The organism is Teichococcus aerophilus (assembly GCF_014490485.1).
Lineage (GTDB): Bacteria > Pseudomonadota > Alphaproteobacteria > Acetobacterales > Acetobacteraceae > Pseudoroseomonas > Pseudoroseomonas aerophila.
Genome location: NZ_JACTVA010000063.1, coordinates 1 through 22,449, shown reverse-complemented (window position 1 = coordinate 22,449; position 22,449 = coordinate 1). Strand labels below are relative to the sequence as shown.

Sequence of the window (22,449 nt, the reverse complement as noted above, 5' to 3'; positions counted from 1 at the left end):
AGCACGTCGGAGCGGCCTTCCCGCCGCAGCCGGGCTACGGCGGCTTCCACCTTGCGGCGGGCATCGGGCTTGTCGGCAGGGGCGATGCTGTCTTCCAGGTCCAGCTGGGTGGCGTCGGCGCCGCGTTCGCTGGCCTTGGCCAGGAAGCGCTCGACGTTGACCGGTACGAACAGGCCGGAGCGCCTAAGCCCCGCCATCACCGCCAAGGCCGAGATCGGCTACACCATCGCGCTGCCGGGCACGCTAGGTGACCTCGCGCCCCATGCCGGCGTCACCATATTGGCCGCACCTGGTATGACGAGGCCAGTACCGTCGGGCAGGATGCCTATACGCTGCTGGATGCCGGGGTGAGCTGGAACCGGCCCTCCGGCAATTCTTTCAACATGTTCCAACGCCGTACCGTGGAGATCATCGCTATCAACCTGCGAGGGCGGTGCGGGCTATCAGCCAAATGGGCAGTATTTACATAACGTTAATTATGCGTCATGCGGCTGGCGTGAGATCGGCGTCCCACAAGTCAGCAGCAGTGCCCTCGAGGCATCAGAGCCGAAGAGATCCACAGCAGCTCCCCCGGCTTGGTACGATCATGCAGGCCCTACACACAGCAGTGCGGCGACGACCTGCCTTCGTCGGTGTCGGGGCAGCTCGATGGACAGCGCTGCGGCGATCCAGGACAAGGCACAGAAGCTGGACCAAGCGCGGGCACCCGTCGAGGCCCAGCGGTTCGTATCGCTGCCCAACGACAATTCGCCGAAGACGGGGATTAGAATCCGCCTTACCCAACGCGTTGAGTAGACACTAGCGGAGCGCTTGATGCATCCGCCTGCATTCTCGCTGTGACGGCATCGCTTTCGAATTTGGTCGCTAGCGATAGAGCGGGCGGCGCTCCGGCGGAGATTACGGCTCAGAAAGCAACTGTCATGTTCCGGATCCTGCGTAACTCCAACCTGACGCGGCTCGGCGCTGGCTCAAACTGAACATACTCCCAAGGTAACCAGTGGAGATAATCGACCGTCTCTCGTATGGAGAAGCCCCAGATCGTGCGGAAGTCTGAAGGATGCTCCGTATCAGGTGTCGCAGAGCGTAATCTCTGCTGTGCCACCAAGGGACGCATCTTTCAAAGATGTAGAGCTAAGCTTAGGCGCCATGGAAGCATGGTTTGCTCCGATGGTTCGCTCCCTCTTAGTGTAAAATCGAATTAGTTATAGTCTCGCGCCAAATTTTCCTAAGATCGGCCCACATTTTCTTCACGTTCATCCCGTTTTCCTCCACGGTTTGTCTCACCAGCCGGTTGCGGCGCTCGACGCAAGTCGACTACCGAAGGAGGCACGGCCCGTGCAACTCTTGATGCAGGTCCTAGCGACTTCTGTTCAACAGAAGTCGATCTGCAATCCATAAGTCTTACGATCCCCGCTTGAGACTCGGCTGACATACGGAATCGTCGGCCAGCGAGGAAGCGTGCGGAGCTGAATATTGCACACTCTGGCAGAAGCTCGCTCGCCCGCAGATAGGCGGCATTGCGGCTCCACGCCCGAAAGACGGCCAATGTCCGAATTCCTTTCTGTATCTGCCTTCATAGTCACTTATCGGCGTGCGCCACTGCTCATCCGGTTATTGCAGAGGTTTCAGTCGAACGTGTCGTCGCCACAGCGCGTATCGAAAGTGGTATGCATATTTTTGCTGTCGGCGATAATTCGGCGAGCGGCTATCGGAAACGCTCCCCGGCACGACCCCGGCCCCTCGTAATGTTTTTCAGCCCTTAATAATGCGAGTCAGCTCTGGTTCGGCGCTATCGGCAAAGACTTCGGAAATTTCCTGGCTCCGGACGAGATGCGGCGTCTCCGCCGGGGATATCAGCAACGACACCTCCTTGCCCATGCGCAAGGTATCGTCGACGCAGATTATGTTCCTAAGAGTGGCGACATTTCGAGTCTCTGTCGGTCATAGAATTTTGATGACGGAGGCGCTTCTAGTCGAGTTCGTTGCTCTCGGCGAGAAACTTGCCGAAGGCATGATCTCATCTTGTCCTGCCGCCGCACCTCATCCGGCGCCGCAGACCGCTTCTCCGATGATTGCGGAGGCTCGGTCACCAGCCCAGTTGCGTGTGTTATCGCGGTATTCGCATCATGCCATCACTCTCGCTCGGTCGTTCGCAGAGTGCTCCTCCCACGGTCGCCAGAATGATCCCGCATTCAGTGCGGAAAAGGTACGTGAGCGCGTTAATGTGCCGGACGATGAGATTGCCGAGGCCGTTGATGAACTCGAGCGCGATGGGTTGGTCTACCGCCGTCAAAGCCTTGGAATGGGAAAAATTGGCATCCACGAGTTGGTGCCTAAGCCCGGATTCTTTCAAGTTTTCGACCCGGCCTTTGGCATCGGCGACCCTGTCGCTGATGCGCGCTTGGTCGCGGCAGCACTGATCGAAGGCGGAGAGCACGCGGGCAGTTGCGGATCTCACCGGCAAGCTTGGATGGAATGCCCGGCGCATGAACCCCGCACTCACGGTTCTCATCTCGCGTGATCTGGTCATGGAAAGCAGGGAAATCGATCCCCTCCTTTCTTCTTCTTGGATCGCACAGAAGGCAGGCTTGCGGAAGTTCGCGCAGCACCGTTGAAGGTAAGTCCAGGAATAGCCTCAGTACCACCTCCGGTAGCTCGGTTGTGATGATCTGCCGACCGCAAAGGTCCCGAACTTCCATAGAGGTGACATTGCATTGCCCCCGCGCCGGATTTTAGGGCAGCCGCTGGCGGCTGGATTCGACGGACCAGCATGCTTGCAGGATCGGCAGGAGCACCGCAGACGTAACCACGATCATCTCCTCAATGGCTTTAGCATCCGGCACGGTTTCCCGGGCATGCCGGTCACCCTCATGGCGCAGGACCATCGAGGACGGCCGACTTACTGTGGTCGCGCCGACATCTCGCGCTTCCTCGCAAGAGTGCCGCTCACGGCCATTCCCTGGCGCGAATACACCCTCAGCTGATCAGGAAACCCATACGATGTGACCTCCTCGCCTCTCTAATCCGCCTCGGCCCCCGAAGCCGCCGGACCGGTTGCAGAACATGCAGACCCTTAGGCCCCTGGGTAAAACTCATTGGGTCCGGGCGCATTGGCGTTACGACTATCAGCACCGGCAGTGGGAGTGGGTGCTTGGGCATTGAACGAAGTAAGCCGGCCTGGGGAGAGCTGACGATCTGCGCTGCTCTCCCCGCCCCTACATGCCCATGCCCTGCCCGCGGCTGATCCCAAGGCGCTGCCGCTCGGCTGTCCTCTGCCGCTCGTGCTCCGACACCGCCCGCTCCGCGTCCCGCGACACCGACGTCACCCGGCCGATCGCCGCCAGTCCCTCGCGGGGCCGCGGCCGCCCGTCGGGCATCTCCGCCTCCTGACCCTGGGCGGCCTTCCGGGCACCCTCCCGGCCCAGCCGCTGCTCGGCCGCCGCCGTCACCGCCCGCAGCTCGGCGTGGACCGCCGGCCGCTGCAGCACCTCGCGCTGCCAGGCTTCCGCGACCGCCGGGCTCTGTTCAGACCGGGGTGCCGCCAAGCGAGGCCAATATGCCCGCCCGGCCTTCTGCCGCTCTTCCTCCTGCTCCACCGCCTCCAGCGCCGCCCAGGCCTGAGGGCTCAGCCCCGGTACCTCCACCGCATCCCGTTGCCGCTGCGCCGCCACCTCGGCGAGATAGGCCGTCCCGGCCCGCTCACGCTGCTCCGCCTCCCTTAGCAGGCTGGACGGCACCTGCCCTGCCGCGCCCAGCGCCGCCACCCGCTCCGCCTTCGCCTCGGAGAACGCGAGCAACCCGCCCGACCCGCGCAGCCGCCCCAGCGCCGCCGGCCCCGCCTCCCGCAGCCGCCGCGCCGCCGTCTGCAGGTCACCTCCCGTGTCGCGCAGCAGCGCCGCCAGTGTCTCCTCCGCCTTGTCCGGATCGCGGTACGCCGTGATCAGCCAGTCGCGCCGGTCCAGCACCTCTCGCCGGACGCGCAATTCCTGCTGTACCACGGCCGCCACCTCCGCCGGCGTCGTGCCCCGTCCCAGGCTGTCCCGGCCTTGCGGATCGCGATGCGCTGCCAGCAAGGGCCGGGGCTGTTCGTCCGCCCGGCTCGGCGCGCTGTCCCGTTGCCGGGGCGGTGCCGCCCGCGCCACCACGATCCCGCTCCCGGGCACCAGCGGCCGCAGCCCCCGCCGCGTGGCGTACGCCGCCGCCGCCTGATCCCGCGCCTGCTCCCGGCTCGGACGGGTGGCGCGCCTCACCCTGTCCGTGTCTGCCACCCCGCCATAATCGAGCGCGGTATCCTTGGCCCGCTCGCGTGACAGCGCCCGGATGAGATGCTCGCGGGAGATGTGTTCCTCCCGGCTCCAGTGCACCGCCACCCCGTCCCGGTGCCGCGTCAGCGCCACATAGGCCATGTGCCGGTCCATCCCCGGCGTCGCCAGCACATGCGCCCGGTCCACCGTCACGCCCTGCGCCTTGTGTACTGTCGAGGCATAGCCATGCGTCAGCTCGGCATAGTCGCGCAGCGGGACGGTCACCGCACGGCCCGACCCGACCCCGTCCTTCCCGTCGAGCCGCACCAGCAGGCGCGCGTCGCTCCCGTTCGCCACCCCGCCCTCGATCCGCACCAGCGTGCCCAGCGTGCCGTTCTTCACGCCGAGCGACCGCTCATTGCGCAGGAACATCACCCGCTCGCCCGCCGCAAAATCCCGGGACCCGCCGGCCGTCTCCAGCTGGCGGTCCGGCCCCGTCAACATGCCCGCCTCCCGCAGCGCCGCCCGCGCCCGGGCGTTGAGCGCCGCCACGTCTGCCCGGGTATGCGCCAGCATGACCTGACTTGTGGTCGCTGTGCCCGGCCTCTGCGCCGCCATCCACTCCGCCACCAGCGCACTCCGCGCCGCGTTCGCGCTGACGTGCTCCCGCAGCATCCCGGCCGCCGCGTAGCGCGCCAGCGCCACTGCCGTCCGCCCCGTCGCCAGCTCGCCCGTCGCCGCGCGCTGCCAGTCCGCGCGCTGCCGCCGGACTTCCGTCACCTCGGCCGCGCCGACGCGCTCGACGACCGCTCGGAACGCCGCCCCGGCCTCGATCGCCTGCAACTGCTCCGCATCTCCCACCAGCACCACCTTGGCACCAGCGTCCCGGACCCGGGCCAGCACCCGTCCCAGCTGGCGCGATCCCACCAGCCCCGCCTCGTCCACCACCAGCACGTCCCGCGACGTCAGGCTGTCCCGCCCCCGCTCCCAGGCATGCTCCAGGCTGGCGATCGTCCGGCTGGGAATGGCCGATCCCTGCTCCAGATTCTCCGCCGCGATCCCTGACAGCGCCGCGCCGCGCACCGTCAGCCCCTCCCGTGCCCAGGCCGCCCGCGCCGAGGCCAGCAGCGTGCTCTTGCCGGCACCCGCCGTTCCCACCACCGCCACCAGATCCTGAGCCGCCAGAACCCGCTCCAGCGCGGCGTCCTGCTCGCCGGAGAGGACGATCCCGGCGCGCCGTGCCTCGTCCGTGGCGGCCCGCTGCCCGGACCGCCCTACCGTGTGTCCGGCGGTGCCCGCGAGATGCAGCGCGTCCCGCTCCAGCCTGCGCTCCGTCTCCAGCATCGCCCGGGTGGTGAACCGGTCCCGGCCCCGGCCGTCCTGCCCCAGCCGCACCCGCTCCGGCGAGGCCTCCACCCTGGCCATCACCTGCGCGAACTGCGCCGCCCCCGCCGAATGCCGGGAGATCAGCCGCGCCAGATCCTGCCGCGTGAAGGTACTCTGCTGTCGTGTGAGGATGTCCAGCGCCCGCTCCGGCTCGGCCAGCAGCCGCGCGCCGTTCCTGCGCGCGATCGCGTCGTGCTCCGCACGGCGTTCGGCGGCCTCGCCGCGTTCCGCCCGCCGCATCCCCGCCGGCCCGATCTTGTGCTGCGGCTCCAGCGGAATGCCCTGCGCCGCCAGGCTGCGGTGGTCGATCCGCACATCATGACCGAGGCGGACCAGCCGCTCGTTCGCCAGCTCCGCCCAGCGCGCACGCCAGCCTTCCAGCAGCGCCGTGCTGTTCCACGCCCGCTGCTTCGCACCGAACCCCGCCGGTCCGGCCTGCCGCATCGTCAGCAGCACATGCGCGTGCGGCTTCGTCTCGCCGTCCTCGCCGATCGGGCTGTGCACGCAAAGATCGGCCACCATGCCGTGCGCCACGAACTGCTCGCGCACGAAGTCCCGCGCCAGCGCGAGACCCTCCGCCTGCGACAGCTCCCGCGGCAGCGCGAACTCCACCTCACGCGCCAACTGCGCGTCCTTGCGGCGTTCCCCCGCCTCCACCGCGTTCCACAGCACCGCGCGATCGGCCCAGGCCGCGGGCGCGCCCTCCGGCAGCAGCACTGCCGCATACACGACGCCAGCCTTGGCGGTGAAATCGTGCGACACGCCGGTCCGGGCATCCTCCAGCCGCGAGGCCGCGCGATAGGCCGCCGCCGCCACGACCGAACGGCCGGATCCGCGCGAGATCACCTGGGCGGAGAGGTGATAGATCGCCATGCCGCGAGACTGCGAAATCGCCGCCGTCATGAGAACCCTTCGCGAGGCCCTCCCGACTCACCTTTCCGCGACGTCGCCGTGGCGACGTATAAGCGCGCATTTCTCCGCTTTGCTCCGGGCATGACGGGTGGCATGGATTGACCCTCAGCCTCCCCAATCCTCGCCTCATTCACCGTGCTCCAAATGGATGCGGGCAAAGCCGCGTGACCCCGCACGGTACCTCCCTGACATCGTCCGGGCGCGGCCGCATGCTGCCGGCGTTGTCGCCACGAACGGAGATCATTGATGTGGGAACCCTACCTGCGGGCCGTACTGCCCGACATCACCGATGCGCATCGCCAGCGACTTGAGGCCCTGCTCGGCAGCCCCCTGCCCGACCGCTACTGGGACCTCGCCTGCCAGCATCAGGGTGAGGGCCTCAACGAGGAAGTCGTCGCCGACCCGCAATTTGCCACGCTGATCCTGCTGCTGGTGGTGCCGCCCGGATTGCTCGACGCGGCCAACGCCAGCTACTGCGTCGAAACCCGCTTTCGGCAGATCCAGAACCGCTACCCCGCCGGCCTGCTGCCCTTCGCCGATGATACCGGCGGCAATGTCTGGGCCTTCGACACCCGGACCCGGCCCGGTGATCCTGCCGTCGTCTTCATCGACCACGAGCACGCCGGCGAGGACGGGATCTTCCCGGTCGCCCCCGACTTCGATGCCTTTATGGCGATGCTCGAGACCGGCATGTAGCGGACGCGGCACGGTCCGCCACCAGCCGTTGCGACCGCGTTCCCACTGCATCGTGAGGCCACCCGACCGGCACGCTGTGGCAGGCAGGCGCTGGGAGCCCGGATACAACGCGGAGCGATACGGGATCGCACGCCGCCGGGATGCACAGGGAGATCGCCCCATGGCACCACGCCGCCCCCGCGATATCGACGCTGAGCTGCGCGCCCTTCAGGACAAGGCAAAGCTCCTCAGAACCCGCCAGAAAGCCGAGCTCGGCGAACTGCTGCTGGCCACCGGCGCCGCCGACAGCCTCGATCCCGACGCGCTCGCCGGCCTGCTTCTGCACGGTCTCGAGCAGGCCAAAGGAAACCCGCAGGCCGCTGAGAGCTGGCGTCAGCGGGGCGAAGCCTTCTTTCGTCGCGAGCGCGCCGGCACCCATGGTTCCGGTGGAACCAAAGCCACGCCAGCGGCTCCCCGCGCTGCGCGCCGCGATGCGGAGGACGCGGCGCGCCCGGCTGCGGAGTAGCCAGGCCATCGCCCGCGCCGAGGCCGCCCGGGCCCGCACCGAGACCCGCGACTGGGCCCTCGCCCGCCGCGAGCGCACCCGCCATCTCATCGAGCTCGGCGGCCTGCTCTCCAAGGCCGGCCTGATCGACCTCACCGACGACGACCGCGCCACCCTGCTGGGTGCCCTCCTGGAACTGGCGGGGCGGCTGCGTGACGGTGACGCGGACGGCACCACGCCGGCTCAGCTCCGCGCGCGTTGGCGCCATGCCGGGCTGCGTGCCTTTCACGCCGGACGCGAGGCGGCGGACGGCACCAGGGAGGGCGGCCTTCCATGACCGCCGTGCTGCTGGGTGCCTGGCGTCTCGCCATCGCCCTCATCGCCTTGCCCTTCGCCCTGATCGGCTGGCTCTGGGCCTGCGCCCGCACCGCCGGATCAGGGGCCATCCTCGGCGGCCTCCTCGCCCTGCTCTGGGACGCCGCGATCCTGCTGGAGCCGCCGCATCCGAGCCACGCTGTGATCGGCCTGCTGCTCGGTGGCCTCGCCGGCCTCGGGCTCGCGCTGACGGGCTTCTCCTCCGGTCGCGGCAGCGCCGGTGCCTCGCACGGCTCCGCCGCCTGGGCCTCGCCCCGGCAGCTGCGCCGCGGCCTCGCCGCCCCGGCATTGGCCAGCGACCGTGCCGCCCTCTCCGTCGGCCGCGCTCCCGGTCGCCGCGGTGGTCTGCTCCGCCATACCGGGCCCGCGCATCTGCTGACCGTCGCTCCCACCCGCTCCGGCAAGGGCGTCGGCACTGTGCTGCCCAACCTGCTGCTGGCCGACCGCCCGATCCTCTGTATCGATCCCAAGGGTGAGAATGCCCGTATCAGTGCCCGCGCCCGGCGGCGCTTCGGGCCAGTGCATGTGCTCGATCCCTTCGGCGTCTCCGGCCAGCCCGCCAGCGCCTTCGATCCGGCCGCCCTGCTCGACCCCGCCTCGCCCGACCTCGCCGACGAGGCCATGACGCTCGCCGAGGCGCTGGTGTTCGACCCGCCCGGTCAGGTCTCCGAGGCACACTGGAACGAGGAGGCCAGGGCACTGATTGCCGGCCTGCTGCTGCATCTCGCCTGCCGCGGAGCCCCGCGCCGCCGTGGCCTGCCGGAACTTCGCCGCCTGCTCACCCTGCCGCCCGACGACTGGCAGGCCCTGCTGCGCGCCCTGCTGGCCGATACCAGGGCCGCGGGCGGGCTGGTCTCCCGCGCCGCCGCGCGCCAACTCGGCAAGGCCGACCGCGAAGCCGCCGGCGTACTCTCCGCCGCCCAGCGCCACACCCACCTGCTCGACAGTCCGCGCCTCGCCGCCGCCCTGAGCCGCGCTGACTTCCAGTGGGACGACCTGCGCCACGGCAGCGCCACGGTCTTCCTGGTCCTGCCACCCGACCGGCTGAGTGCTTATTCCCGCTGGCTCCGCCTGCTGATCGCCCAAAGCATCCAGCAACTCGCCCGCACCCCGCAGCGCCCCGGCACCCCGCCCGTGCTGCTGCTGCTCGACGAGTTCGCCGCTCTCGGCCGCCTTGAGCCGGTGCTGCAGGCCTCCGGGCTGATGGCCGGCCTCGGCCTGCAGCTCTGGCCGATCCTGCAGGATCTCGCCCAGCTGCGCGCCGCCTATGGTGCTTCCGCCAGCACCTTCCTCGCCAATGCCGGCCTGATCCAGATCTCTGCCCCGGCCGACCTGGAGACTGCCCAGTGGCTTTCCCGGGTGCTGGGTGACCGCACGGTCGCCTTCCAGACCCACGGCAGTTCCGTCACCGCCTCGGACAACCCCCAGGGCCACGGCTCCGCCAGTCACAGCAGCAGCACCCAACTCGGCGGGCGCCCCCTGCTGACCCCTGACGAGGCCATGCGCCTGCCCCACGACCAGCAGATCCTCCTCCGCCCCGGCCAGCGCCCTGTCCTCGCCGACAAGCTCCGCCACTACCAGGACCCGGAATTCGCCGGCCTGTTCGACCCCTGAACCAGGCAGGCCCTGGTCCTGAACAGCCAGGCCCGTCCCAAGGCACAGCACGGGCCTGGCGATACCCTTCAACCCTCCGGCGGCAACGGCGCACCACCCGCATCGCCGCTCCGGCCGCGCCCGAAACCTCGCGGTTCCGGGCGCTTCGCGTTGCTGGCCTTGGCTGGCCCGGGGCCTCACCAGACAGAAAGTCCAATCCGTCTAGTCTCACAAAACAGGGAGATTTGATATCGAGGGATGACGTTAGAATGGCGGAATATCGGAATGCGGCCTTTCGCCCGAATGAATTTCTCAAGCGCCCCATCTGCTCGGCGATCTGGGGCTCACAAAATTAATGGGCCTTGTCTTAATTCCTTCGAAATACCTGATGGAAGCTGTCGACCATAGGCTGAGCCAGATATCGGAAGAGGCTACGGCTCCCTGTCTTGATTTGAATTTCTGCCGGCATGCCCGGCCGGAGATCGATACCCCGAAGAGGTACGAATTGATTTTCAACAATTTCTACTTGAACTTGGTAATAAGCATTGCGGCTTCTCTCATCAACTGTGACGTCATTCGCAACACTGATAACTCTGCCATCCAGGAACTGTAAAAGGCGTCGTTTGAAGCCCGGCAGTCGTATCTCTGCTTGAAGTCCCGGGCGTACTATGTCGACGTCGTTGGGCGAAAGCTGCACTTCGACCACCAGCCGATCATGTGTAGGCACAAGATCCATAACCTGCTCACCGGGCCTTACCACAGCTCCAACATTAAAGAAGCGGCTTGCAATGACCGTTCCATCTTCCGGTGAAATGACCTCGCGGCGCCTTGCAATATCTTGTGCAGCCCGAAGCCTATCGTCGATTTCATTAAGCCGAGCCCATACGTCGCGTGCCTCGGCCGCTACATCAGCTTGCCGCTGATTGCGAACTTGCTGAATCTGGCTTCGAGCTTCTTGTACAGAAGCTATAGCGCGTTCTGCTTGTCCAATTAGATTCTGTAAGTTCCCTTCTACTGAGGCGCTGTTACGCTGCAGTTCGAGCAAACGCGTGACGCGTTCCAAGCCTTGGGCGACTAAGTTACGTACGTCCCTTTCCTCCCGGCGGAGCAGTTCTAACTGACGCTTCTGGCTATGAATTTGGGCTCTCGCTGAAGCTAAGGCTGCCTCATGTTGAGCGATACGATCCGTTAGAATCTGAAGCTGGCTCATCAGACTCGCGAGCCGCGCACCAAACAGCACTTGCTGCCCGTCTACTGCTTCAATATCCCTCAGATCGGCAGATAAGTGAGAAAGTTGCGCAAGCCCGATATTCTGAGCTACATCTGCTTCGGCACGCAAGCGGGCGGATTGCGCTAATAGCGCCCAGCGCTGCCCGCGAAGCACCTCAAGATCAGCTTCAGACTGCGCATTATCTAAGCGCATCAGAACTTGACCAGCTTTTACTAGGTCGCCATCCCGCGCGAGGATATCTCGCACGATGCCTCCCTCAAAATGCTGTATAATCCGGCGCTTGCCCTCGCTACGGATTTGTCCAACAGCAATGGCTGCCTCTGTCGGCGGACCCATGGTTGACCATGCCGACAGACCTCCGAAGAAGATGACCAAGGCAACGATCCCAAAGCAGATGACACCGCCAGTCGTCTTTTGGTCATCCAGAGGACCACTGGCGGTACAAGAATGCGACGTCGCTCGGAATGGCCATGAAACAGATCGAGGTCTCGGCATATCCCGATCGATCACGTAACTATTCCCTGCATCTGAAACTTGGCAGCTTGTGCAGGCGGCGAGGTTGGCCGAGCCGAAACAGTGAGTTGTCGTAATACCTCGGTTCGCGGACCGAATAAATCAATGCTGCCGTCCCGCAGGACGAGCACCTTATCAACGACTTGCACCAGAGCGGGTCGATGCGACACCAGGACAACTGTAGCGCCCCGAACTTTTAGTGATTCTACAGCCGCTTGTAGCGTTGCCTCGGCATCGCCATCAAGGTTGGAGTTAGGCTCATCTAACACGACGAGCTTGGGAGCACCGTACATCGCCCGTGCCAGCCCGATTAACTGCTGCTGCCCTCCGGAAAGATGCTTGCCGCCCTCACCGATCTCAGTGTCATAACCTTGTGGAAGCCGAAGGATCATCTCGTGACAGCCGGCCATTTTGGCGGCAGCAAAAACGTCGTTAGGTTTTGCATCGGCCATTCGCGCAATGTTTAGGTACACACTACCGTCGAAGATCTCGATATCTTGCGGCAGGTATCCGACATGTCGACCAAAATCCTCGCGTTTCCAAGTGAAAACGTCAGCACCATCTAGCCTAACATGACCTGTAGCTGTCGGAAGGGTGCCGATCAGCATCCGGATCAACGTGGTCTTTCCAGCGGCAGAGGGTCCAACGATTGCTAGGCTTTCACCTGGCTCCAACGCAAAGGTGATGCCCTTGATAATCGGTTCTGCTTGGCCTGAAATATTGTAGGTCACACGATCAAAACTGATTCGGCCCTTGGGGTCTGGTAGCACTAGTCCAGGTGGGCGGATCCTTGACAAGGATAGGAAAGCCTGCAAGCGCTTCAAAGCCTGCTGGCTTTGCACTAAGCCCTTCCAGCCGCCGATTAGTTGCTCAACGGGCGCAAGCGCACGGCCCATAATCATAGAAGCGGCCATGGAGGCGCCTGACGTTAGATCCTGGCGCAACGCTAGATATGCACCACAACCAAGAACTGCCAGTTGCACAGCTAAGCGAAAAAACTTTGTGGCCGAGAGAACGATAGCGGCACGGTTGGAAGCCTTATGCTGCAGTTTGGTGTTTTTTTCGATGCTTTCTTGCCATCGGCGCATGACGGCGTTGACCATCCCCATGCTATCGATGACTTCGGCGTTACGCACGATTGCATCTGCTCGTCGTTGCGTAGTCTGCGCCACCGTACTGGCTTGCCTTAGCAGCGATGACGTCGAAATCTCGTTCAGCAGCGTTAGCCCGAACAGGGCCCCAGCACCTATCGTAGCAATGAAGCCCAATACTGGATGAAGCATGAAAACTGCAGCCAGATAGATAGGTATCCAAGGTACGTCGTAGACGGCCAACGCACCGGATGAACTTACCCAAGACCGGTACACAGCTAGGTCTCTTAGTGCTTCCATGCAGTAAGGTTGACCGCGTAGCTTTGCCTCCAATGCTCGCTTGAACCCTTCCGGAGCAACCCGGGCTTCAATCCAGAGGGCAACACGCTGCATCACCTGGCTGCGAACGGTCTCGAGAACTGCCAGCAACATGATTGCACCCAAGGCAATCAACGTCAGGAACAAAAGTGTATCTACGCTGCGAGTAGCCAGCACGCGATCGAACACTTGCATCATGTAGATCGAGACTGTCAGCTGCAATAGGTTTACGGCGCCGCTGAACAGTCCAACAGCAAGAAAATCTTTCCTACAAGACGCTATTGCACGTGACAGGAGTGAGGCTTCGCGAGGCCCGACGATCCCCTCCCGATGCATCATACCTTCCTACCGGAAAATACTAGAATGGAGGAAAGGAAACATCTGTTGTGGATCAACATATCGGGCCGTCCTTTTGCCAACCTCACCTATTATTTCAAACCTTACTTAAAAATTTGCTGATAGACGCGCTTCTATCCATCCGGTCGAGCTTCCTTGCCAACCCAGACGCCGCACCCCGTGTCACCGCCAGCGTCTGTCAGCGCCTGATCATTAGCCTATCTGCTGCGGAGGCAGCGGCACTTCATCGCTAGCACCGCGTGGAACGACGCGCCGCTTTGGTCCATGCTGGCGAAGTAGGCCGAACGGCTGGCCGGCGGCCCAACCGCCTGGCTGGTAATCGATGATACGGGGTTGCCCAAGAAGAGCATGATGTCGGTGGGTGTTGCGCTGCCTTGCTGCGGACTGCTCGGCAAGAAGGGGAATGCCAGTCGTCGGTCTCACGCACTCTGGCGCAGGGTGACGTGTTCCGGTCGGGTTTCGGCAGCCTACGGCGCCAGTACGGCGTTCGTCCAGGGCCTGGAGGCCCGGGGACTGCACCTAGCGGTGGAAATCCCGCGCAACCAAAAGGTCTACAGCGCTGGTGTGAGGCTGGTGGCGACGCGGGGCGCGGGCGAAAGCCGTACTGAGCGAGGAACCGCTGGAGGCAGAGAAGTCTTGGCCACGCAGAGCTGGCGCCGCATTGCCTAGCGGCAGGGCAGCAAGGGTGCGTTGGCGGCTTGGTTTCGCGATACGTATCCGGCCGAGCGACGGTGCGGTGCGGGGCAACAACTGGCACCTGCTGGGCGATGTAGCCTGGCTGGCTGGCGAGTGACGGACAGGCGGAGGGCGGACATACTATCTCAGGAACCTGCCTGCCAACACGCTGCTGCGAGCGCAGGCGGCTGCCATCAAGGGACGCTGAGTGCGCGAGCAGGCGCATCAGCAGCTGAAGCAAGAACTCGGTCTCGGGCACTCCGAGGGCCGCTCCTGGACCGGCCTGCGACAACATGTGCTGATAACGTGCATCGCCTGCGCCTAGCTGCAGAACCTCCGCCTCGTCGAGCACCGCCGGACGAGCCAGGGGAAACATGCGGACCCCAATGCCGAGCCCGCCCATCGTACGATGCGCCATTGTCGACCGGCCGTTCGGCCAATTGGCCACGCCAGCCCGATGTTCGCGCTGCCAACGCAGGTTCCTATTACGTCATCATAAAGTGCTCAGGTAGTGCTACACTTTCTCTACCATCTGCCTCATGTGCTCAGTACAAATCCGAATCGACGAAGCCTGGATCTAGCGTGAAGGTCCTGGCTGTGGTGTGCTCTCAATCAAGGCTCTCGAGCTGGCTTGAACCCACATAAGAATTCGATAATTTCTCAATTTCATGATGTAAAACATAGTATTTAGGGACAATATTTATGCATCTAGTCAAACCCGACGGCGATATTATCATGGCGCAGTCAGCCGATTCAGTGAACTACTACACAATGCTTCGGGTAACTTCACGCGTTAGTCGCGCATACTGCATTGCCCATAGTATTAACTATATCTGTTATTATGGTATTATCCGAGGTTTTCATCCTTGGCAGGCTTGCTACAACCGCATCTACATGCTCGCCAATTTGATCGAGCTTGGCTTCGAAGGCTGGTACGTCCATCTGGATGCAGATGCTTGGGTCCAAGATGCGACCTACGATCTGCGAAGCTATTTTGAGGGTCTGCCGGATACGTCATTTGTCTTCACTCCTGGAGGAGAAGGCGGTGTCTGGGACGTTAACGACGGCGTCTTTTTTGCCAACTGTGCCCATCCGGATACCCGAGAAGTCGTTCGTTCCTGGAAGGATCGTGCAATGGCGATCAGTGCCGAAGAACTACGTGACGCATCCGAGTGGTATCAGGTGCATTGCGACCAGCGACTGCTGCATGAAATCTTACAGCGCGACGACCATAAACTCTGTTCTGCGATTCGGTATGAAGATCCTCGCTTTTTCAACGGTCCCGGCCCTGGCACGCGATTTATCCGACAGGTTTTGCGTGCAGCGTACGATAGTCCGGAGAAGCGGTGGGATCAGATCGAGCTCGGCGCCGAACGGGCTCTGGCTTCCCATGCCGCTTCGACAGACGAAGCCATCGGCACATTCTGCGCTCTTGCCCGAGCGCTGAACTTGCCCATTCCCTTAGAGCGTGAAGCCATACGGGATATCATGACCGACAGCTCCTCATTGAGGACTTTCCTACGGAAGCATCTGGCGCAGTAGGCACCTTAGCAATGGGAATGCCAACTCTGAGAAGAGAGCATGGCAGTTCCCCGCTCCCGATAATGACAGAAACTGTTATGGACTTGCGGCCAGTTGAGCGGCTTGCTTGAGCATGAGACAGGCGAAGAGATGGAGATCAGCAAGAATAGTGGCGTAGTGCTCGTAGTCCTTCACCAGCCGCCGAAAGCGGTTGGCCCAGACAAACGGCCGCTCGACGACCCAGCGCCGCGGTAGCAGCACGAAGCCGCGCTTGGCCTCCGGCAACTTCACGACCTCCAGTTCGATGCTGTGCGCCTTGGCAGCTCTGGCAGCCTCGGCAGCCCGCGCGCCGGTGTAGCCCTGGTCAGATCCTCGGCCAGGGCTATGAGGCAGCCTGCCGCCAGCCAGCGCCGCGCCTGCTGATAGACTGCCCAAGGCGGCAGGTCGTTCGGCGTCCAGCGCTAGGGTGCGCCGGTCTTGATCACGTAGCGCAGGCCATTCAACGCCTCGCGCAGGCTGTGCTCGCGCTGCCCGGCCGCCTCAGGCAGCAGCGTCAGGTAGGGCGCGACCAGCGCCGTAAGCGCTGCCTAGAGACCCTATTCGGCGGCGCTTGACGTTTGCTGACCGGCTCTGGCCCATCACTATGGCATGATTTCGTCGATGCGGCTGTTGGGCCAGCCATTCACGAGCCGGGTGAGCAGATCGGTGAAGTTGCGCTGCGGATCGACGCCGTTCAGCTTGCAGGTCTCCGCCAGCGAGGCGATGGCAGCTCAGCGCGCGCCACCATCGTCGCCGCTGGCGATCAGGGCGTTCTTGCGGCTGAGGCAAATAGGGCGGATTGCCCGCTCCACGACGTTGGTATCGGCTTCGATGCGGCCGTCGTCGAGGAGCCGCTCCAGCCCCGTCCGGTGGTTCAGCGCGTAGCGGGTCGCCTCCGCTGTCGGACTGCTCCGCGGCAGACGCCCGAGCTGGATTTCGAGCCAGCTGAACAGCTTCGCCACCAGCGGCCGACTACGGACCTGGCGCATCGCCAAGCGCTCCGCGGACGAACGGCCGCGGATCTCAGCCTCGATGGCATAGAGAGCAGCGATCCTTTGCAGGACCTCGGCGGCGATCGGCGACGCGCCGACTTTGACCAGGTCGTAAAATCCACGCCGGACTTGCGCCCAGCAGGACGCCAGCGTCACCACCCCGGCCAGTGCCTTGTAGGCGGCGTAGCCGTCGCACTGGACGATACCGCGGTAGCCTGCCAGCAGCGCTCTGGCATGCTCCTGCCCGCGGCCAGTGCGTAGCGGAACACCACGGCCGGTGGATCCGAGCCACCCCAGGGTCGGTCGTCACGCGCCAGCGCGCAGGCATACGCCTTCTCCACCTTCCCACGTCCCGGACCGAGCACCGGCAAGGTGGTCTCGTCGGCGAACAGCCAAGGCGAGGCGAGCCGAATCTCGCGCAGGTGCCGCACTACCGGCCGGATCTCCTGGGCGGCGATGCCTAGCCACGGCTAGCACCTCGCGCCCAGCATCCGGCCTTGTCGCGCCAGCAACTGTGCCTGGCGGTACAGCGGCAGATGGCCGGCATAGCGGGCCACCAGCACCTGGGCGACGGTCGCCTCGGTCGGCAGCCCACCCGGCACCAGCCGCTCTGTAGCGGGCGCCTGCAGCACCACGCCAGGTCAGGCGCGGCAGGCCAATTTGGGGCGCTTGGTCACCAGCACCCGAAACTGCGCCGGCAGCACATCAAGCCGCTCGGCGCTGTCGGCACCGATCTCCACCAGCAGGCCATCACAACAGGGGCAGGTCTCCCGCTCGGGCAGCAGCACCTGCTCGATGCGCGGCGCAAGTGCGCAGGCAGCTGGCCACGGTTGCCGCGGCGGCGCTTTGCCTGGTGTTCCCGCAGCGCCTTCGAGTGCTGACCCGCCTCAGCCTCGCTGGGCGCCAGCGTGGCCTTGATCTCCTCGAACGCGAACAGCAGCTGGTCTTCCGGTAGCCGCTCCGACTCCTGCCCGAACTGCCGCCGCTTCAGCTCAGCCGCAGATGGTGCAGCTGCTTGTTCCGCGCCGCCCGCCCGTCGCGCTCCGCCATGGTGGCGTCACGCTGCTCCAGCGTTGCCAGCAGCAGCGCCCGCAGTGCTGCGGGAACCACCGGCAGGCTCGGCATGTTATCCGCAGCATCCATCACGTCAGCGAGTCTACGCAGGCACGCCCCGGTGCGGGAATCCGTTTCGTGCTCTGCACCAGCGTCCCGTCGATGTCGTCGAACAGCGCGGCGAACTCCAGCGGCATCAGCCGTGCCGCGCCGTCAATGATGGACGGCCGGCGAAATGCTCCGCCCTCCAGTTGCTTCGAGATCAGCACTAAGGCCATTCTGTGTCCCACAGACGCCAACGCAGCCGGGCGCGACGTAATGGAGCGGAACAGTGTCCCACGCCGCACATCGTCCCGTGTCAGGCCGACGTCGCCGAGCAGCCGGGTGTCCACCTCGAGCAAGTGCTGACGGTCGACCAGCCAAAGGAGAAACTGCGCCCAGCGTCCCTCCCGTGCCAACTCGGCATAGCGGACAGGCAGTATCGATACCTCGTCTCGCCGTGACGGAAGTGGTGGGACTGAGTTCAGTGTGGTCATAGCACGATACGATATGTGGCTCGGCTCGTTCTGCCCTGGCTCTCCAAGCCCAAGCTTCGGTTGAGGCCGAAGCATCTCCTTTCCCGAAGGCGGCCAATGCTCGGCATAGCTATCAAAGGCGTCGAGTACCCAGGTCGTTCAATGGGACCTATATTCGTATATGAACCGATGCTGCAGCTGTCGCTCACGGCACCGGCACTTTTGCATCTCTGGGCCTGGGCTATCGTCGCGGCTTGCATCTCATGGTTGAGTTGCGCCGCCTCTCATGGATCCTGCCGTGTGCCCTCAGCCCTGTCGCTATCCCTTCGGAAGGGTTTGCCCTTTGTAGCGCTTGCCACCGCGCTCAGCGCCACACCAGCCCTCGCACAATCACCTCCGCCGGTGTCGACGTATGCCGGCAGTATCCCTTCGATGCAGTGCGAGGCGTATCATTCTTCCAGCATCCGCTCGTGCGTGCGGCGGTCGAGGCAGCGGCTCCTGACCCTGCCATTCGCAGCTTCTTGATGGACAAAGGCAATGTCGTCACTCCGCTACGAGAGACACGCGGGCGCTACCTGACCAGCGGCTACGACCGCGCCTCCGGCGGCGATACGAACTGGGCGATCCTGATCGTGGCTGACGGCAGTAAGGCTGCCGTGTGCTTTTCCTCTGGCGGTCTAGGACGATATCGGCGCGCACGACCGAGCGGCGCTGCTCGGCGCCTGGCTGATGCTGGTGGAGGCGAAGATCGAGCGGGAGACGGAGCGCGCCGACGTGCCGATCACCCATCTCACCTGCAAGAGCCTGGCCGACTGAACGGATTTGCTGGACGGGCTGATGCACCAGCAGGCGGGTGCCGTGGGGCGCTGGGGCGTACTGATGATGCACGCCAGCCGGTCCAGTGGCTGCATTCCGCTCCAGCCACATACGCAGATGCTGCTCGGTTCTCTAACTAAGAATTAGCTTAGCCCTGCTGCGAGGTATTGAAAATTGGCAGCGCAAGCCCTCCGCTTGCCATTTCCAGCTTATGGTCCCGCCAAGCTGACCTGTAATAGTCGCCTCTACGACGCGGGATCCGAAACCCTTCCGCGTAGGAGGCGAAACTGCTGGACCTCCATATTCGTCCCATGAGAACTCCAGTTCGTCAGCCATGCCATGAATGCGCCAGCTGAGCCTGACTTTGCCGAATGGTGACGAAAGTGCCCCATGCTTAGTCGCATTGGTCGCTAGCTCATGCAGGACCATTGCAATCGGCTGAACAGATAGAGGCCCAAGTTTACAGGGAGGGCCATCAAGCTCGATAGATAGATTGGAATCTTGGATACGCATATGCGCTTCCAACTCGCGCTCGGCAACCACTCGAAGATCCGTTGCCGTCCACCCCTCCTGTGCAAGAAGGGAATGCGCTCGTGCAAGGGCTGATACGCGGGCCTCGACAGCGGAGACATACTCTTTCACGCTTGCGCCCTTTGTGAGGCGAAGAACTGATTGGACAACGGTGAGCGCATTCTTGGCGCGATGATCGACCTCTTTAGCGAGCATTGTTTGGCGTTCTTCAGCCGCACGACGTTCGGTAATATCACGAAGAACGCCAGTAAAGAAGCGCATCCCAGCGGAATCTCTCCATTCACCAATCGATGCTTCAAGAGGAATCACCCGTCCGTCCTTGGTAAGACCGTCAACCTTAGAAATAGCCCCAACAATGTGGGGCGTTCCCGTCAATGCGTAGCGCTCGAGATGACTATCGTGCCGCTCCGCGTGATGGCTTGGCATCAACATGGAGATATTCTTGCCAATGACCTCTGCAGCAAGATGCCCAAAGACACTCTCGGCACCCTGGTTGAACGAGTGCACTATCCCTCGGATATCCATAACAACGATTGCGTCGGGAGCGGTATCGACCAAAGCTCGCATCCGAGCCTCACTTGCAGCTAACTCTGCCTCAGCTGTCTTGCGGCCATGGATGTTGAAGACAACGCCGAACCACTCTCCAACTTCGCCATGGTCATCAAGAATCGGCACCCCTCGAGCACGGTGCCAGAGCCACTGACCATCATGCGTTCTAATGCGATATTCGGCGGCAACAGCCGACTTCTCCGACAAAGCTTGCTGCCAAATCTGCAAAGTTGATGGCACATCGTCTTCGTGTATTGCGTGTAGCCATCCAGATCCCCGAAGCTGCTCCGGCGTTTGGCCTGTCAGCAATTCCCATCCGCGACTTTCGAGCATGCTCCCATCTGGTCGTGCTCTCCAAAGAGCAGTGGCACCGATTTCAGCGAGCGCGCGGTGTCGCCGCTCGCTCATGGCCAGGTTCTGACTCGCAGAGCTTATGGCGAGCTGCAATTCCTCAAATTCTGTCACGCCGACATAGCGAGTGTGCGGCAGCATGAGGTGGATCTGGGCAGCTCTGTTTGTCTGCGATGCAGCTTCGGCTTGCTGCCTGAGCGAATCTATGGGGTCAAGAATCTGCCTGCCTAGCCACATGGCGAATGCCAAGGCGACGATGAGTGCGCCGGCGCCGCCTAAAGCAAGCGTCGCCGCTGGAAACATCCAACTTGCACGATAAGCCGTGATCGGTTCAAGCACCGTCACTGTCCAGTTGGGTGTGCCGGAAACTTGCTGGAACGCCAGTTTAACCGAAATGCCAGTGATAATTCGGCCGGATGCAAGACCTTCGCGACGACGCGTGGTTACGTCCCGGTACCAGCTTGGAGCTACCTTGCCGACGAATTGCCCCGCTTCAGTGGATCTTCCAACAATGATGTTATGACCGTCAATAACGGTTGCGACAGCATCGCCGGATAAATTCTGAGTAGCGAGAAGGGCTGATAATCTTTCCGGGTTAATCCGAGTCCCCAATACTGCAATAACTTTGCCAGATCGGACCACCGGCACTGTAACCACAATGATTGGCCGTCTTGATATAGCGCCGATTACTAAATTACTGATCCATGGCTGGCGGTTCTCAAAAGCGTTACGAGCCGCCTCCGCTGCGGTAGAGGTCCGAGCATTATTCTGCTGGCTACCGTCTGTGCTCAGCCGAACATAGAGATCGCTATCGATTAGAGCTACCGTTGAATTAACGGCTTCGGCCGCCCTACGAGCGTGCACGTTGAACGGACCCAGGTCGCCATCGGCCCCCCCATCAAGAGAAGGGGAGGCAGCGAGGGTCACCAACGTAGATAAGTGGTTCGCAATTTCACGGTTGATAAGTAATGCCACACCCTTTGCTCCATCGCGCAGGCGCGCATCATAGGCCCGCTGATAGTTGGCGATGGCTAACCAAGCACCTGCTGCACCTACGCAGAGTGTTGGAATGAGGGTCACGAAAACGATAGCGGCCAGATGGTTCTTGAGCGCACGGCTGCGACGTGAATGAGGAGGCTTCCCTTGAAAATTCTTGAAAGTTGGAAGCAAGAAAGGATCCCCGGGGCGCGCCATTCTCTAAAAGAATAGCGAGCTTTAATTAATTTCCAAAGGGGATATTTATCTACGTATATAAAAAGTTGCGCAAAATCGCTTTGAGCGGCATGGGGGCGCACCTTGTTTCCCCTCTGTCAATCAGCGTCCAAAATTGACCCCGGATCGGCGTGCAAAAATGACCCCGTCTACAGCGTGGTGATGGCGCTAGTTGCGGTTCCTGAATCGCCAGCTGGCGTTGCCGGTCTCGATGATGTCGCAGTGGTGCGTCAGGCGATCGAGCAGCGCGGTGGTCATCTTGGCGTCGTTGAACACCGTCGGCCATTCCGCGAACAGCAGGTTGGTGGTGACCAGGATCGAGGTCTGCTCGTACAGACGGCTGATCAGGTGAAACAGCAGCTGGCCGCCTGACTGGGCGAACGGCAGGTAGCCGAGCTTGTCCAGCACCACGAGGTCGAGACGCGTCAGCTGCTCGGCCAGGCGGCCGGTTTTGCCAGCACGCGCCTCGGCTTCCAGGCGGTTCACCAAGTCGATCACGGTGTAGAACCGGGCCCGCCGCCCCAGGCGGATGCAGCTCAGCGCGATGGCCACGGCCAGATGCGTCTTGCCCGTGCCGGTGCCGCCGACCAGCGGCTGGGCAATGCTGCCGTTGTGATCGCATCCCCTCCTTGATCATCTGAACGAGCGATGGTCTTACTTTAGGACACATGGCGAAGTGAGGCTCTGTCCTGCTGTCTTGCTTACCGTCTGGTAAGGCTATGATGCATAAACATCCTCATACCTGCTCGCCCTTTTGGGCATTAAGGATGTCGCACCATGCTTCAAAACGTCAGCATCCGCTCGAAGGTGATCTCGGCCATTGCCGTTGTCCTTTGCTTTGGAGCAGCTCTGGGCGTGTTTGCTTTGATCGAAGTCCAGCGGCTTAATCAGGCCACGTCCGCGATTAATGACAACGTGAGCGACATCCGGCGGCTTTCCGTCATGGGCGTACAGCTTGAGCGGATCCGCTCCACGGATGGGCTCCTGCTGCTGGC

At 63.0% G+C, this 22,449-nt stretch carries 17 protein-coding genes and 5 pseudogenes; 9 read left to right on the top strand and 13 right to left on the bottom strand.

Annotated features, from left to right (window positions below; genetic code table 11):
• Window positions 1-197 (bottom strand): aldolase/citrate lyase family protein (locus tag IBL26_RS22550; RefSeq protein WP_241749695.1); only part of this gene is annotated, 197 nt, incomplete at its 3' end.
• Window positions 198-1,870: 1,673 nt separating this feature from the next.
• On the opposite strand from IBL26_RS22550, the gene IBL26_RS22545 reads away from it, so the two are divergent.
• Window positions 1,871-2,521, top strand: coding sequence for a hypothetical protein (locus IBL26_RS22545; protein WP_187786767.1), 651 nt, complete (start codon window positions 1,871-1,873; stop codon window positions 2,519-2,521).
• A gap of 694 nt (window positions 2,522-3,215) precedes the next feature.
• On the opposite strand, the gene traA is transcribed toward IBL26_RS22545, so the two are convergent.
• On the bottom strand, window positions 3,216-6,503 hold the full coding sequence (gene traA / locus IBL26_RS22540; protein WP_206684291.1) for a Ti-type conjugative transfer relaxase TraA: 3,288 nt from the start codon (window positions 6,501-6,503) through the stop codon (window positions 3,216-3,218).
• Window positions 6,504-6,788: 285 nt separating this feature from the next.
• Between traA and IBL26_RS22535 the strand changes: the two genes are divergently transcribed.
• The 4 genes from IBL26_RS22535 (at window position 6,789) to IBL26_RS22520 (ending at window position 9,711) form a co-directional block, all read left to right on the top strand.
• Complete coding sequence (locus tag IBL26_RS22535; protein WP_187786766.1) at window positions 6,789-7,238, top strand: SMI1/KNR4 family protein; 450 nt, start codon at window positions 6,789-6,791, stop codon at window positions 7,236-7,238.
• Between the two features lie 160 nt (window positions 7,239-7,398).
• Window positions 7,399-7,743: a conjugal transfer protein TraD gene (gene traD / locus IBL26_RS22530; protein ID WP_187786765.1), complete on the top strand. Its 345-nt coding sequence runs from the start codon at window positions 7,399-7,401 to the stop codon at window positions 7,741-7,743.
• A 7-nt stretch (window positions 7,744-7,750) separates the two neighbouring features.
• Window positions 7,751-8,059 (top strand): conjugal transfer protein TraD, encoded by a 309-nt coding sequence (locus IBL26_RS22525; protein ID WP_367615493.1) that lies wholly within the window; start codon window positions 7,751-7,753, stop codon window positions 8,057-8,059.
• Window positions 8,056-9,711: a type IV secretory system conjugative DNA transfer family protein gene (locus IBL26_RS22520; RefSeq protein ID WP_187786763.1), complete on the top strand. Its 1,656-nt coding sequence runs from the start codon at window positions 8,056-8,058 to the stop codon at window positions 9,709-9,711. Before IBL26_RS22525 ends, IBL26_RS22520 begins: the two co-directional genes overlap by 4 nt.
• Before the next feature lie 346 nt (window positions 9,712-10,057).
• On the opposite strand, the gene IBL26_RS22515 is transcribed toward IBL26_RS22520, so the two are convergent.
• Together IBL26_RS22515 and IBL26_RS22510 are read right to left on the bottom strand one after the other, a co-directional pair.
• On the bottom strand, window positions 10,058-11,416 hold the full coding sequence (locus IBL26_RS22515; protein ID WP_187786768.1) for an HlyD family type I secretion periplasmic adaptor subunit: 1,359 nt from the start codon (window positions 11,414-11,416) through the stop codon (window positions 10,058-10,060).
• Between the two features lie 11 nt (window positions 11,417-11,427).
• On the bottom strand, window positions 11,428-13,179 hold the full coding sequence (locus tag IBL26_RS22510) for a type I secretion system permease/ATPase (protein WP_241749696.1): 1,752 nt from the start codon (window positions 13,177-13,179) through the stop codon (window positions 11,428-11,430).
• Window positions 13,180-13,515: 336 nt separating this feature from the next.
• On the opposite strand from IBL26_RS22510, the pseudogene IBL26_RS26185 reads away from it, so the two are divergent.
• From IBL26_RS26185 to IBL26_RS22500, 3 genes and pseudogenes are all read left to right on the top strand, one after another.
• A pseudogene (locus tag IBL26_RS26185) lies at window positions 13,516-13,605 on the top strand (hypothetical protein); the annotation flags it as partial.
• 33 nt (window positions 13,606-13,638) lie between these two features.
• Window positions 13,639-13,869, top strand: coding sequence for a transposase (locus IBL26_RS26180; RefSeq protein WP_367615492.1), 231 nt, complete (start codon window positions 13,639-13,641; stop codon window positions 13,867-13,869).
• Window positions 13,870-14,577: 708 nt separating this feature from the next.
• Window positions 14,578-15,417 (top strand): hypothetical protein, encoded by an 840-nt coding sequence (locus tag IBL26_RS22500; protein WP_187786760.1) that lies wholly within the window; start codon window positions 14,578-14,580, stop codon window positions 15,415-15,417.
• 75 nt (window positions 15,418-15,492) lie between these two features.
• On the opposite strand, the pseudogene IBL26_RS22495 reads toward IBL26_RS22500, so the two are convergent.
• The 9 genes and pseudogenes from IBL26_RS22495 to IBL26_RS22475 form a co-directional block, all read right to left on the bottom strand.
• Window positions 15,493-15,968 (bottom strand): annotated as a pseudogene (locus tag IBL26_RS22495) (transposase).
• A gap of 69 nt (window positions 15,969-16,037) precedes the next feature.
• Window positions 16,038-16,151: a transposase domain-containing protein gene (locus IBL26_RS26265; protein ID WP_408901969.1), complete on the bottom strand. Its 114-nt coding sequence runs from the start codon at window positions 16,149-16,151 to the stop codon at window positions 16,038-16,040.
• Between the two features lie 15 nt (window positions 16,152-16,166).
• Window positions 16,167-16,984: pseudogene (gene tnpC / locus IBL26_RS26260) on the bottom strand (IS66 family transposase).
• An 84-nt stretch (window positions 16,985-17,068) separates the two neighbouring features.
• The gene (locus IBL26_RS26255; RefSeq protein WP_408901968.1) at window positions 17,069-17,215 is read right to left on the bottom strand and encodes an IS66 family transposase zinc-finger binding domain-containing protein; all 147 of its coding nucleotides are present in this window, start codon (window positions 17,213-17,215) and stop codon (window positions 17,069-17,071) included.
• A gap of 71 nt (window positions 17,216-17,286) precedes the next feature.
• Window positions 17,287-17,364, bottom strand: a pseudogene (locus IBL26_RS26250) (hypothetical protein); the annotation flags it as partial.
• 50 nt (window positions 17,365-17,414) lie between these two features.
• Window positions 17,415-17,552 carry a hypothetical protein gene (locus IBL26_RS26245; RefSeq protein ID WP_408901967.1) on the bottom strand — a complete coding sequence of 46 codons (138 nt, stop codon included), beginning with the start codon at window positions 17,550-17,552 and terminating at the stop codon, window positions 17,415-17,417.
• Window positions 17,553-17,569: 17 nt separating this feature from the next.
• On the bottom strand, window positions 17,570-17,881 hold the full coding sequence (locus IBL26_RS25570) for a hypothetical protein (protein ID WP_206684290.1): 312 nt from the start codon (window positions 17,879-17,881) through the stop codon (window positions 17,570-17,572).
• 1,062 nt (window positions 17,882-18,943) lie between these two features.
• Window positions 18,944-21,412 carry a sensor histidine kinase gene (locus IBL26_RS22480; RefSeq protein WP_187786758.1) on the bottom strand — a complete coding sequence of 823 codons (2,469 nt, stop codon included), beginning with the start codon at window positions 21,410-21,412 and terminating at the stop codon, window positions 18,944-18,946.
• Window positions 21,413-21,622: 210 nt separating this feature from the next.
• Window positions 21,623-22,045: pseudogene (locus IBL26_RS22475) on the bottom strand (ATP-binding protein); the annotation flags it as partial.
• 186 nt (window positions 22,046-22,231) lie between these two features.
• On the opposite strand from IBL26_RS22475, the gene IBL26_RS22470 reads away from it, so the two are divergent.
• Window positions 22,232-22,449: MCP four helix bundle domain-containing protein (locus tag IBL26_RS22470; protein ID WP_206684289.1), on the top strand; the 218-nt coding region annotated here is incomplete at its 3' end.

Bases quoted from the DNA above. Each gene is read 5' to 3' on its own strand.
- traA (WP_206684291.1), bottom strand. From the start codon at position 6,503: ATGGCGATCTATCACCTCTCCGCCCAGGTGATCTCGCGCGGATCCGGC.
- IBL26_RS22535 (WP_187786766.1), top strand. From the start codon at position 6,789: ATGTGGGAACCCTACCTGCGGGCCGTACTGCCCGACATCACCGATGCG.
- traD (WP_187786765.1), top strand. From the start codon at position 7,399: ATGGCACCACGCCGCCCCCGCGATATCGACGCTGAGCTGCGCGCCCTT.
- IBL26_RS22520 (WP_187786763.1), top strand. From the start codon at position 8,056: ATGACCGCCGTGCTGCTGGGTGCCTGGCGTCTCGCCATCGCCCTCATC.
- IBL26_RS22515 (WP_187786768.1), bottom strand. From the start codon at position 11,416: ATGCCGAGACCTCGATCTGTTTCATGGCCATTCCGAGCGACGTCGCAT.
- IBL26_RS22510 (WP_241749696.1), bottom strand. From the start codon at position 13,179: ATGCATCGGGAGGGGATCGTCGGGCCTCGCGAAGCCTCACTCCTGTCA.
- IBL26_RS22500 (WP_187786760.1), top strand. From the start codon at position 14,578: ATGCATCTAGTCAAACCCGACGGCGATATTATCATGGCGCAGTCAGCC.
- IBL26_RS26245 (WP_408901967.1), bottom strand. From the start codon at position 17,552: ATGCCGAGCCTGCCGGTGGTTCCCGCAGCACTGCGGGCGCTGCTGCTG.